A 12256-nucleotide genomic window follows, 5' to 3' on the forward strand; every position below is an offset into this window, starting at 1 on the left:
AATCATTCCACGGCCGCACCATGCCGACCAGCACATCTACTCGCAGCGCCGCCGCCTACGGGCTGGGTGCCTGCGTGGGCTGCACGCCGGGGGAGGGGAGCAACTCATCGGGGCAGTCGCCGAGCACGTCGCGCATCGCGTCAAACTCCGCTGTGGTGACCCACGCGCCATACTTGAGCTTCACCGCGACCTGGCGTGCGACATAGGCGCAACGGAACGCTTTGTAGGGCGGCAGCCACGTCGCTGCATCCCCATCGCCCTTCGCCTGGTTAGCGGCGGCATCGACCGCGAGCAGGTTCAGGGGATCGTTCGCGAACGCGACTCGCTTCGCGTAGGACCATTGCTGGGCGCCCTTCTGCCACGCGTCTGACAATGCGACCACGTGGTCGATCTGCACGGTGGTGTCGTCTCCGGGCGTGAAGACGATCTCCGCGCCTGTGTAGGGATCGTCGAGCACGCCGGCGATCACCTTGCAGGGACCCTCGGTGCGGATCTCGCGCAGCTGGGCGCGCAGGACGTCGCTGCGCGTGAAGCAACCGTTGTTGTCGACGTCGACCCAGCCGTCGCCGAACTCATCGCGGGCGTACCCAGTCTTCGGTGCGCGCCCCTTCACCTCGAGGCTACTGATCGCGTCCGCCGCGACGGTGTCGGACAGGGGCCACGTGGACAGCGCTGGCGTGGGGTCCGTGGCCGTCTCATGTGCCTGGGGAGCGGGGGATTGGGTGAGAGGCGTGCAGCCAGCCAGGACCGCGACGAACACCAGCGCCACTGCGCTGCGCTTCGCGCGCCCTGCTCGAGTTACTGGACTCACGACCATGTCCTCCTTGCTCCGTGCACGTTCCGCGCTGGGCAGGAGGTTAGCGGGCGCCACTGACGGCCATCGGGGTAGCGCGTGACCTTAGCGACGGCGCGGCGGCAGGTTGCGCGTAGTGACGCTCTCGATCCACACCGTTGTGCCCTCGAGCACCCATGCGACGCCCACTTCGATGTCGCGACCGCGCAGTGCACGCGTGGTGATTCGCCCGCCCCCCGCAAAGAAGGCGTGTGGCACGCTCAATGGGTCTTCAGCGAGGTCCTCGAGGATGTCATCGATCGCGTCTGCGCAGTCAGGGTCGCGCGCGTCGAGCTCGTTCATGAGCTCGAGTGCTTCATCGCGCAACCGGACGTCTGCCATACCTCCATTGTACACCCATTTTCCCACTTGCCCCCGGGGTGCACTTCCCATTTGTGGGTATAGGCGTTAGGCTAGTACCAACCTCCCGGTCCGCGAAAGGCAAGAACGGACTCGACAAGGGGGAGGCGTATCCCTGGCTAGGTGAGACACATGTATGCAGAACTCGATTCCCGAAAGCGACTGAGCTTGGGCAAGGTGGCAACCGCTCCGGCCTACGTCGTCACCCCTCGGCCCGGCGGCGCAATCCTGCTTGAGCCGGCCGTCGTGATGACTGAAGGTCAGGCAGCGATGCTCGCGGATCCCGACTTCCAGGCGAGCATTGCTCGCGCACGCGCCGAGAACGGCCCCGGGGTCAAGTGGGAAGGCCGGCGCCGACCTCGCCGCGAGGGCCTTACAGACTAGCGTGGCGACACATGCCAGCGCCGAGGTCCTCGCACTAGCGGATCCCGACGTCCAGCGCGCGGTCCGCGCGATCGTCGAGGGCCGCGTCGCACTCGTCACCGCAGACGATCTCCCGTAATCCTCCTCGCCCGCATGCACGGTTGCGGCGCGACCGCAGGCGCGCCGGCCGACCGGGGAACACCCACCTGACATAAGGTGTATTAACGGCATTTACCAGGCGTGATGCGTTATCGGCGTTTCGTATCATGGCTCAGGGCGGCGCCCGTGGCGCTGCGGCACATCGAGCAGGACGCGCGCCAACCGTTCGGCTCGCTCGGCTCGCTCGTCGTGCTCCACGGTGGCGCTCAGCGCGATCACTGCCAATGCGCAGCCAACAAGTACGCGTACGCGTGCGAGCGTCAGAGTGATGAGCGCAGCTCCGATCGTCGCCCAGCTGTGCGACTCCAAGATCGCTTCAAATGCGGCCTCAAGGAAGCCCATGATGCACCTGATTCATGACCGCTCCCGCGCGCGATCTGAATAGGTAACCCGGGTCAATCGAGTTGAGGGTGAGGCGGTGTGTTCTCCAACCAGGGCTGTCATTGCGCGAACCGCGGGGTTCGCAGACGCACGGGCTGGAGTTGGACTGGGCAACGCCTCGGGACCTCCCGGGCCCTCGAGCGAACGTGTCGCCGCCCGGGCGACACTTCGCATGAGACGTTCAGTCCGCGCCTGGCGGACCGTCCGGCAATGCGCCGCCGGTGGCGTCCCAAACATCGGGTACTGGGAAATATTTCCCCAGGGCACCAACTCTACCGCTCGCAGCGGACACCGCCATTGATGACGCGCTGTCATTCGCCGGCGGGCCACACGACTCCAGGCGTACACCCGTTTTCCGGGTGTACCCTGCGTACTGGAGCGCGAGAATGAACGCTCCATAGAGGAGCGAACGATGCCAGCGACAGTCTCGTCAGACGATGGCGCACACATGTGGGTGGAAGCCCCGCCCGCGCGCATGTCGCGGCTCGAACTGCTCTCAACCCGCGAGTACCTAGGTCTCACTCACGCTGCGTTCGCAAAGGTCCTCGAGGTCAACGAGCGCACGGTGCGCTCATGGGAAGGCGGACGTGAGCCAATCCCCGAGCGGATCCGCGCAGCTGTTGGTCGCGCACGCGCATATACGGACCGCACTGTCGACGACCTCGTCGATATGTGCGAGCACCGCGGCGAGAGGCTGCTCGTCGTCTACAGGGACGACGGCGCTTTCAGCGGCGCGCTTCCACTTCACGCGCACCGCGGGTTCACCGCTCGGTGGTGGCGCCAGGTCTCCGCGCGCGCTCAAAACCGTCTCGATGGCGCCACTGTCGTGTCTGCCGAAGAGCACGACGCGCTTGGTGGGGACGCGATCGAGGAGCACGCGTTTGGCGCTCCTCCACGCGACACAGTCCGAGAGGTCCATCCAGTGGAGCTCTGGTCTAGATCATGACCGCAGCTGCGTGGGAAGCGATCGGCTCGGTGGGCGCGTTCCTCATCGCCGCGCTCGTGTACCTGCACCTCATCTCAGTGCGTCCGAAGATTCGGTGCTTCGGCGTAAAGCCTTTTCACAAGCGCGATGGCGTGTGGCACAAGCACGGCTACATCATCTACGTGACCAATACCGGCCGTGCGCCGGCAACGATCATCTCGGCCGGCCTGCGCTCTGGCGACGGGCACACGCACCGCGCCGCGCTGCCGCCGGAGCTCGCAACACAAGGCACCGCGGCAGCCTTCCCTCTCATCGTGCAGCCGGGCGAGATCGCACAGACGTACGTGTCCGAAGACCAGGTCGCCGACGCCACGACCGCGACGTTCGGCGCGCTCGAGTTCCGATGGCGCCGCGGGCGGATAGACAGGCGATTCCACGTCGCGAAGATGCCCGCAGAATCCGACGACGCCACGGCGCCCTTGCCCGACCAACCGGTCGGCCCGTAGCCGCCCTCATGCTCCCCGCGCGGAGCATCGGCCGATCAGTTGAAGCGGCCGGCCGACACCACCAGAAGGCGGCGCCGACCGGCAACGAGGGGCCGGCGTAGCCGACCCCACAGCTCCTCAATGCTGCACGCACCACGTAACCCCCCGACCCCCCATGGACAGCCCGACACCTCGAGAGGGTGTCGGTGCTGACCACCGTGGACGGCGGGACCCACAGTGACCTCCCGCACACCGGCTCCACAGCGCGATCGTGCATGCTGCGCGCACGATCGCGCCCTCGTCGCCCGTGCACGGCATCGTCCGTGTGACGTGCGTAATTTCCCACTAGCGATATCTCGTCGCCGGGCGTAACGTTGGTGGCTTGATGGGGCCAGAGGCCCTCCCAGCACTCGTGACTCGAACGTACTGGAGCCCAAAGCTCGTGCGGGCGGGTTTTTTCATGCCCTCTTGATTGCGTCGACCCTGCGCTGCGCGTTACCCTGGCAGAACCGCCAAAACGCGGTTGCAGTACAGACGTCAAAGGGCCGACACCGCTGACACGGTGCCGGCCCCGCGACAAGAAGGGATCAACGACCGGCATTGCGGTCCTCGACGATCTTGTCTGCTTGATTGCGGGTAAGAGTCTACCAGAGGCTTTCTGGCGAGGGCCATAGGCGCTTTTTTTGCGCCTGCGCCCCAATGTGGTCTGAGGTCCCTTCCCTAGATCGCGCAGCTCGCGCGGGAACGGAGGGTCATATGACCTCCCTCATGCCCGGTCGTTACGGCCGCGGCACGTTCCGGAGCCGGCTCACGCCGGAGCAACTCCGCGCCCTTGCCAAGTTGCTCAAGCAACTTGGCAAGCTCTCCAAGCAGCTCAGGAAGATCATCCTGGGCGTCTTGACCCTGCTGCTCGCCTATCTCGCAGCCCGCCACGGCCTCGCCTAGTGGGCACCAATCGGGGGCGAGCGCCACACAGCGCGGCGCTCGCCCCCTCCACCGTCGGTCGCATCCGCGCGGGCCAGCGTCGCGACCGGCCTGGCGCCGCGTCAACCCCGGCTACGCCGAGGTACCGCCCCTAAGGGGCTTGACTCGACTGGGCACGCTCGCGCTTCGTCCCGTACGCGGATGGCGCCCCGAGGAACGGGCTGGGGCATGGCCATGACAGGGGTTGGGCTTAGTGTCGAGCGGTGCCTATCGACCTGTCCCAGCTGAGCATAGAGCCCATACGAGTGGGCAGAGCACGAGTGCTCCTTGACGGTCACCTCATCGGCTGGGCAATGGTGACCACCTACGACGGCCACCGGCGATGGAGCGTCAGCACCCTCGTGCCCTGGCAACGCACAAGCGCCCCGACCATCCACGCGAACAGCGCCCAAGGTGCCGTCGACGCATGGGCCGAATGGGTCAACCGAACCAACGGAAACCCTGTGGATACCAGGCCCAATGTCAGTGGGCCGTAGTAGAATGAGGGTATCGGCAAACCGCCGACCAGAGCCCCAGGCTCGAACCCGAAAGGAAGCCACATGGCTATCACCGACGCACTGGTCACCATCCCCGTCGACCAACTGCACCCCCACCCCGACAACCCCCGCCTCGACCTCGACGACCGCGACGGACTGACTGCCTCCATCAAGCAGCTCGGAATCCTCGAACCCCTCATCGTCACCCCCGACCCCGAAGGCGGCTACACCATCCTCGCCGGTCACCGCCGCCACGCCAGCGCCATCGACGCCGGTCTGACCGACGTCGACTGCGTCGTCCGCGAAGGCATCGACCCCCTCGCACAAGTCACCGGCATGGTGCACGAGAACCACCACCGCGACGGCCTGACCCCCGCCGAGATGGGACGCGGCGTCCAGCAGATGTTCGCACTCGGAAGCAAGGTCACCCACGTGGCCAAGGGCCTCGGCGTCAGCCAGGCCAAGGTCAAGGACTTCGTCAAGGCCAACGACCTCGCCGCACCCACCAAGGACGCCGTACACGCAGGCACCATCACCCTGGACGCGGCACTCATGCTGGCCGAGTTCGAGAACGACCCCGACCTGTACGACGCTGGCCTCGCAGAACTGCTCAAAGGCCAGAACGCCTCCTGGGTTCGTGACCGCCTCGTCAACGCCGCAACCGCAAAGGCCCGTCAGGCCGAGTTCACCGCCTACGTCGACGCACACCAGGTGCCCATCACCGACGTGGACTCCTACGGCCGCAACGTCGACGTGTTCTATGACGAGGACGCGATCGCGGCGCACATCGGCCTGGACTGCCACGCCGTCAAGTACGACCCGTACGGCACCAATCCGGTCAAGCACCTATGCATCAACGCCCGCGCCCACCGCAAGGACGCCGACGGCAAGGACGTGACCAGCAACGAGGCAGTCGAGACCGCCAAGGAAGCAGAGCGGAAGGCGCGACGCCGCGTGATCGCCAACAACAAGGCGTTCGACGTCGCCAACGCCGCACGCAACGAGTGGCTCGAACAGTTCCTCACCCGCAAGACCATGCCCAAGGGTGCCCTCGCACCCACCGTCGCGTTGCTCACGGCACGGGTGCCAGAGCACTCCGACTACGCCGCCGCGCGCAGTGCCCTCGGCGCCGGTCACGACCTCGCCTCAATCAGCGAGGCCATGCCCAACGACCAGACCGCAACCAAGGCACTCGTCCTCACGCTGGTTCACAACGTCGAGCACGTCAACGGCCTGCGCGAGGTCTGGCGCCGGTCGTCCGAAACGTTCGCGGCGTACCTCACGCTCCTGTCGCAGTGGGGCTACGTCCTGACCCCACCGGAGGCGCTGTACGTCGAACGAGTCACCGCCAACAAGAGCACCAGCGACGTCGACTACCCCACCACCACGCCCGACGCGTGACCGAACGAGGGTGCCCCGCCCAGCGCGGGGCACCCTCGCCACGCACCCCCACCCGACACCGAAGGGCACCCACATGACCCGCCTCGCACCCGACAGCTGCCAACGCTGGGACCGCGGCCGCCACTCGTTCGTCCGCACCTCGGACGGCGGCTTCAACCCCAGCCGCTACCGAGTCGAACCCATCGACGAGCTCACAGCCAAGACCTACGTCACCACCCACCACTACTCCCGCACGTACCCAGCAGCTGCGCGACGCTACGGGCTGTTCCACGACCCCGACGACACCCGAACGCTCGTCGGCGTCGCCGTGTTCGGCATCCCCGCACAAGCACGAGTACTGACCGGACCCTTCCCCCACCTCGAGCCCTACCGCGAGTCCCTCGAACTGTCGCGCTTCGTGCTGCACGGCCCAGCCGGAGGCTCCAACCTCGCACCAGCCAACGCCGAGTCGTGGTTCCTCGCCCGCACGTTTGCTGACCTCGCCGCACACGACGTCCACGGCATCGTGGCGTTCTCCGACCCAGTCCCCCGCATCGTCGACGGCCACGCCCTACTGCCCGGTCACGTCGGCATCATCTACCAGGCATCGAACGCAGTACTCGCAGGCCGGTCGACCGCACGCAGCGTCACCGTGCTGCCCGACGGCACCACCCTGTCCGACCGTGCGATCCAGAAGGTCCGCGCTGACGAGGCCGGCGCCGACTACGTCGCCCGCCGGCTCGTCGCGCTCGGCGCACGGCCGCGACACACCAGCGACGCCGGCGCCACATGGATCCGCGACGCACTCACCGGCATTGGCGCCAGCCGCATCCACCACCCCGGCTGCTACAGGTACCTCATGGCCACCACCACACACGACCGCCGACTCTTGCTCACACACGCGAGCGACCCCTACCCAAAGCCCAACCACTGACGCCACCAGCTCCACGAGCTGGCGCGCCAAAGGACCGCGCCTAGCCGGCGCGCACTGCCTCGACCAGCGCCGCCGGCCAATGCTCACGCGTCGGCCGGCACAAAGCGCTCGTCGAGAGCGTTCCATGACAGCCACACGGTTCGACCGTCGTCGAACTGGACGACCGCCTTGCCCTTGCGCACCTCGAGAACCGTCGCGAACTTCGCGCGTCCAGCCAGTGGCCTCAGAACCATTCCTACGTAGTATTCGAGCCTGCTCACGTGCAGCTCCTTCCATGTCTTTGACACCATCGGTATCCACGGCGCCTCAAACGCCTTCTCTTTCACCATCGGCCATTCACCCCTGCATGTGCTTTGGGGCTAACTGCTAGGGCGAGATCTCCGCCTGCCTACAGGGTCACGAATGGTCACGATTTGGTTACTTGGTCTATGCGGGAGTGGGCCGCGCAGGGTGGTCATGCTCACGCGCAGCGCAAAGACGACAAGCTGGGCGTGCCCCACCTCACGGTGGGACCGGGCTCTACTCGGCCGCGCCGCGGCCTCCCCGAGCCACCCTCCAGGTGTCTCGGCCCTCCGGGTAACGATCCCTCACGCGAACCCCGCGCCTACCGCGCGGTGACACCGCCGGCACACCGCCGGTGGCGTCGAGCTGCACTCGACGTCGGCCGCCGCTACGCGGCACCCCCAACTCCCCCCTCGGCCCGGACCTGTGATTGTCGGCGGAACCTGCCCAGGTCAAATGCGGCCCGATCCACGCGGTCCCTACGCCTACGGCTCCGAGACCGCTACGGGCCTCGCGCGTCTCACGCCGCGCGACTTGACCCAGCCAGAACCCGCCAAGGAACTGCGTTCCGTCCGGGCCGAGGGGGGAACGGCATGGAACAACCCGCACTGCCACCGCTACCGAAAGGCACCACCATGACGCTCGCCACAACCACCACCTGCATCACCCCCGAGCACCCCGCCTGGCCCGCGCCCCTCAACGACCTCGGCGCCGACACCCCCAAAGCGCTCTACGTGCGCGGCAACCCCGACACCCTCGCCCGCTGGGCAGACGCCTACTGCCTCACCGGCGCCCGCGCCTGCACCGCATACGGCCAACACGTCGCCAGCGAACTGGCCGCAGACCTCGCCGACCTAGACATCCCCCTCATCACCGGAGGCGCCTACGGCACCGACGCGGCCGCGATCCGCGGCCACCTGCCCACCCCACAGATCGTGATGCTCGCCAGCGGCCTCGACCGCCTGTACCCCGCAGGGAACACCGACCTCCTGCACCAGGTCCTCACCACCGGCGGAGCGCTCGTCTCCGCGCACGCCGACGGCGCCGCCCCGAGCCGCGACCGCTTCCTCGCCCGCCACGACTACCTCGCCACCGCCCGCGCGACCATCGTCATCGAAGCAGCCTCCCGCTCAGGCGCGCTCACCGTCGCCACCACCGCAGGACGCCTAGGCCGACCCATCGGCGCCGTGCCAGGCCCCGTCACCTCCACCTCATCCGTCGGCACACACAACCTCATCCGCCACGGCGCCCGCATCATCACCAACCGAGACGACCTGGTCGCACTCACCGCCTAGCCCGCCCCGCCCGGACCCCGCCAGGGGTCCGGGCACCCAGCCCAGAAAGGCAGCACCATGAACGACCTCCCCCAACAACTCGACCAGGCCACAGAGGCCACCATCGACGCGATCCGCAAAGAGTGGACCGTGGCGCTAGCCCTCACCCTGGCCGAAGCGCACAAAGCGTGCCCCACCCTCACGCGCCTCTACCTTGAACCATCGGACCAAGGCGAGCACCTCGCGTACGCAGGCGCCGCATGCAACCACAACGACAACGACGACTGCCCCCTGCAACGGTTCGAGTTCGACGAGTTCACCGACCACATGGACCTCAACCACCTCGCATGGGCCATCGCCACACTCGGCGTCCAAGCCCACGTCCACACCGCACGCTGGAGCAGCGACTACGCCGACCTGCCCGCCCTCACCGCCCGCCTCACCAACTGGCAGTAACCCGCCCCCTACCAGGGGCCATGTCACACCCCCGCAGTAGAATTGACCCATCGGCAAACCGCCGACCAGAGCCCCAGGCTCGAACCCGAAAGGCACCACCATGAACGACCTCAACGTCACCGTCACCGGATGGGTCGCTACCGACCCCAAGCAGCACACCGGCACCTCCGGCGAGATCCAGACCACGTTCCGACTCGCCAGCACCTCCCGCTACTACGACCGCGCACAAGGCCGGTGGATCGACCGCGACACCGAATGGTTCACCGTCCGCACGTTCCGCCGCGCCGCCCAACACATCGCCGAATCGATCGCGAAGGGCCAGCCCGTCATCGTCGTGGGTCGCCTCCACAGCAACGAGTGGCACACCGACAGCGGGCAGCGCACCGACCTCGTGATCGACGCGGCAACCATCGGCCACGACCTCACCCGCGGCACCGCCACCTTCCTGCGCGCCATCAGCGACCCAGACGAGGCCCCCATCACCGCCGCCGACATCCCGGACGTCCCCGCCGACACCCACTAACCCGCACGGCCCCGGACCTCCACAGGTCCGGGGCCTGCCTACCTCCCGACTCGAAACGGAACCCCATGAACGACCAACCGCTCTCCGACCACCTCATCAACACCATCGAGGCCGACGTGGCCAACGCGATCCCCACCATCGTTCACATGGCCGCGCTTCTCGGCTCCAACTCCCGGTGGCGCAGCGCAGCCGACTACCTCGAGGAGATCGCCAACATGGTCACCGGCATCGTCACCGAGGCCGGCGCCCCACCCGTCGAGGCAGGCGAAGGCCTGCGCGCAGACGCCGCCCTCGCCTACTGGCGTGCCGTGGCCGACGAGCAAGGCCTCACCTACGACCACGACTTCACGACCACGTGGCCGCACAGCGTCAACGACTGGGAACGCGAAGCCCCCTTCTACCCCGAAGGCGTCTACGTCCCGCAGCTGCGCAGCACCGAGGACACCCCCGTCGAGGACAAGATCATCTACCTGCGCTACACCCTGGGCACCGCCGAATGGCTCATCGCCGAAGTAGACCCCGCCACCGGCGCCGCGTTCGGCTGGGCCGAACTCATCCCCGGCGGCGGGGAATGGGGCCACCTCGACCTCACCGAATTGGAAGCCCTGCTCACCACCCACGGCCTGCCGATCGAACGGGACGTCGAATTCACCGCAACCCGCTTCGCCGACCTGCACTGAGCACGCGCCCGGCCCGCCGCGGAAGGCGGGCCGGGCACCACGAATGCGGCGTGCGCCTAGCCGGCGCACCCAACCCAACCGGACACGGCGCGCAAGGCGCACAACCACTGCGGCCCGTCCACCCACTCGAGGGGCAGGCCGTCGACGAGCGTACGACCTGCCCCTCGAGCGCGCGGCCATGCCGCACGCGTCGGCCCCCCGCAACCCGCTCCCAGCTGCGACGTCACCGCCACCTGCCACACTTGCCCCATGAGCGAGGACCTCACCGAAGAGCAGCGCGTCGCCCGCGCAGCTCAATGGATCCGTGACCAAGTGGCCGCCCACGAAGCCGCTACGCGGCGCCTCGACGAGCAACTGGTCACCAACGGCTGGACGCTCCACATCGACGCGCTCACCAACGCCAACCCCGCCGACGACATCACCGATCCAGAGACCCTCGCCGATGCGCGCGAGGGCATCCTCGCCTGCTACCGCTACGCCATCATCGACGCCACCCATGTGCTCGCTGAGACCTTCACATGGACCGCAGACCGCCCCACGCCAGGCGACCATCCCACGAGTACCGCCAGCGGCGACGACCTACCCCCCGACGTGCTCGCAGACCTCCGCGCCGACCTCGACCTTTAGCGACCTACCAGGGGTCATGTCACACCCCCGCAGTAGAATTGACCCATCGGCACAACGCCGAGCAGAGCCCCAGGCTCGAACCCGAAGGGAACACAGATGGCTACCACCGTCAGCATCGAAGAACTCGCAACACTCCTGCCCACCCTCATCAAGCACCGCCCCCGCCACCAACTCGCTATTGTCCACGTCACCGACACCGCACACGTCGCCGGAGCCAGCATCGTGGCACTCGACGCCCTCGCAGACCCCACGCAGCGCGACCGCTACATCGAGCGCGTCATCCGCGACCTGCCCAGCGACACCACGAGCACCATCGCCATCACGTACACCGGACTGCCACACGCCGTGTTCGCCCCCATCGTCGAGGACGCCCTCGCGAGCATCGCGCGCGCAGTCCCCATCGACGCCCGCCTCATCGTTGCAGGAGGCATCGCCACCGACCTCGACGGCCTCAACGTCCGCGCGCTACCCGGCGCCATCATCGACGCAACCCAACCCCACAGTGCACCGGCGGCCCACACCGTGACTCGCGCGACTCGCCTCTACACCACCGCCACCCAAGACGACGGACTGGCCACCCTCGCCGACGTCACCGCCGCCGTCCTCAACGGCGACGACGTGACGGTCACCGCGCAGACAGCCGCCAACCTAGCCCGACTCGCCAGCACCCTCCACGGCCGCGACGCCCTCCTGCTGTCTCTCACCACGGACAACAGCAACGACCCAGCCATCCGCGCGGTCGCGACCAACCACCCCACCGCCACACAGGCTGCGGCCCGAATCCTCGAGGCGATTCTCGATCCCAACGCCCCACGCCCCGACACCGAGCGCGCACGCCGACACGCGGCCATGCTGTGGCAGGCACTCGCCCTCACAACCGACGTGCCCGCCCGCATCGGCCTGGCGACCGCCCTGGCACACCTCGCATTCACGGTGGACGAAGTCACGACCACCGAACGCATCGCCATCGAGTACCGCCTCGACTACGAAGGCGAACACGCACGAGCCATCAACCTGCTCGGCATCCTCGCGTTCGCCGTCGACCGAGGCATGCGCCCCGGCTGGGCCGACCGATAGCCACCCGGCCTGGCCCGCCCCCGCCGGCGGGCCAGGCGCCGGCGCCGCGACCCGCGCC

17 protein-coding genes are annotated in these 12256 nt (G+C 67.7%); 13 read left to right on the forward strand and 4 right to left on the reverse strand.

Features of this window, described 5'->3' with window-relative positions:
• Positions 1–55: 55 nt before the first annotated feature.
• Both QM618_RS03360 and QM618_RS03365 read right to left on the reverse strand, forming a co-directional pair.
• Complete coding sequence (locus QM618_RS03360; protein WP_428094933.1) at positions 56–811, reverse strand: HNH endonuclease family protein; 756 nt, start codon at positions 809–811, stop codon at positions 56–58.
• A gap of 87 nt (positions 812–898) precedes the next feature.
• The gene (locus QM618_RS03365) at positions 899–1174 is read right to left on the reverse strand and encodes a hypothetical protein (RefSeq protein ID WP_428094935.1); all 276 of its coding nucleotides are present in this window, start codon (positions 1172–1174) and stop codon (positions 899–901) included.
• 150 nt (positions 1175–1324) lie between these two features.
• Between QM618_RS03365 and QM618_RS03370 the strand changes: the two genes are divergently transcribed.
• Positions 1325–1576, forward strand: coding sequence for a hypothetical protein (locus QM618_RS03370; RefSeq protein ID WP_428094937.1), 252 nt, complete (start codon positions 1325–1327; stop codon positions 1574–1576).
• Positions 1577–1819: 243 nt separating this feature from the next.
• Here QM618_RS03370 and QM618_RS03375 read toward each other — a convergent pair whose 3' ends face one another.
• Complete coding sequence (locus QM618_RS03375; protein WP_428094939.1) at positions 1820–2056, reverse strand: hypothetical protein; 237 nt, start codon at positions 2054–2056, stop codon at positions 1820–1822.
• A 451-nt stretch (positions 2057–2507) separates the two neighbouring features.
• Here QM618_RS03375 and QM618_RS03380 point away from each other — a divergent pair, with 451 nt between their 5' ends.
• From QM618_RS03380 to QM618_RS03405, 6 genes are all read left to right on the forward strand, one after another.
• Positions 2508–3041, forward strand: coding sequence for a hypothetical protein (locus tag QM618_RS03380; protein WP_428094941.1), 534 nt, complete (start codon positions 2508–2510; stop codon positions 3039–3041).
• On the forward strand, positions 3038–3526 hold the full coding sequence (locus QM618_RS03385) for a hypothetical protein (protein WP_428094943.1): 489 nt from the start codon (positions 3038–3040) through the stop codon (positions 3524–3526). The genes QM618_RS03380 and QM618_RS03385 overlap by 4 nt, the downstream gene beginning before the upstream one ends.
• 735 nt (positions 3527–4261) lie before the next feature.
• Positions 4262–4450: a hypothetical protein gene (locus QM618_RS03390; RefSeq protein WP_428094945.1), complete on the forward strand. Its 189-nt coding sequence runs from the start codon at positions 4262–4264 to the stop codon at positions 4448–4450.
• Between the two features lie 242 nt (positions 4451–4692).
• Positions 4693–4965, forward strand: coding sequence for a hypothetical protein (locus tag QM618_RS03395; RefSeq protein ID WP_428094947.1), 273 nt, complete (start codon positions 4693–4695; stop codon positions 4963–4965).
• A 63-nt stretch (positions 4966–5028) separates the two neighbouring features.
• Positions 5029–6366, forward strand: coding sequence for a ParB/RepB/Spo0J family partition protein (locus QM618_RS03400; RefSeq protein WP_428094949.1), 1338 nt, complete (start codon positions 5029–5031; stop codon positions 6364–6366).
• 73 nt (positions 6367–6439) lie between these two features.
• Positions 6440–7279, forward strand: a complete 840-nt coding sequence (locus QM618_RS03405; RefSeq protein WP_428094951.1) for a hypothetical protein — start codon at positions 6440–6442, stop codon at positions 7277–7279.
• Positions 7280–7362: 83 nt separating this feature from the next.
• On the opposite strand, the gene QM618_RS03410 is transcribed toward QM618_RS03405, so the two are convergent.
• Positions 7363–7539 (reverse strand): hypothetical protein, encoded by a 177-nt coding sequence (locus QM618_RS03410; RefSeq protein WP_428094953.1) that lies wholly within the window; start codon positions 7537–7539, stop codon positions 7363–7365.
• Positions 7540–8196: 657 nt separating this feature from the next.
• Between QM618_RS03410 and QM618_RS03415 the strand changes: the two genes are divergently transcribed.
• From QM618_RS03415 to QM618_RS03440, 6 genes are all read left to right on the forward strand, one after another.
• A complete protein-coding gene (locus QM618_RS03415) occupies positions 8197–8856 on the forward strand; it encodes a DNA-processing protein DprA (RefSeq protein ID WP_428094955.1) in 660 nt (219 codons plus the stop codon).
• A 57-nt stretch (positions 8857–8913) separates the two neighbouring features.
• Complete coding sequence (locus QM618_RS03420) at positions 8914–9291, forward strand: hypothetical protein (RefSeq protein WP_428094957.1); 378 nt, start codon at positions 8914–8916, stop codon at positions 9289–9291.
• Between the two features lie 100 nt (positions 9292–9391).
• Positions 9392–9814: a single-stranded DNA-binding protein gene (locus QM618_RS03425; RefSeq protein ID WP_428094960.1), complete on the forward strand. Its 423-nt coding sequence runs from the start codon at positions 9392–9394 to the stop codon at positions 9812–9814.
• Between the two features lie 65 nt (positions 9815–9879).
• Complete coding sequence (locus tag QM618_RS03430; protein WP_428094962.1) at positions 9880–10494, forward strand: DUF2958 domain-containing protein; 615 nt, start codon at positions 9880–9882, stop codon at positions 10492–10494.
• Positions 10495–10743: 249 nt separating this feature from the next.
• Positions 10744–11121, forward strand: coding sequence for a hypothetical protein (locus QM618_RS03435; RefSeq protein WP_428094964.1), 378 nt, complete (start codon positions 10744–10746; stop codon positions 11119–11121).
• A 96-nt stretch (positions 11122–11217) separates the two neighbouring features.
• Entirely contained in the window at positions 11218–12198 is a 981-nt protein-coding gene (locus tag QM618_RS03440; protein ID WP_428094966.1) for a hypothetical protein, read from the forward strand.
• Positions 12199–12256: the final 58 nt, after the last annotated feature.

The organism is Demequina sp. (genome assembly GCF_049841215.1).
Lineage (GTDB): Bacteria > Actinomycetota > Actinomycetes > Actinomycetales > Demequinaceae > Demequina.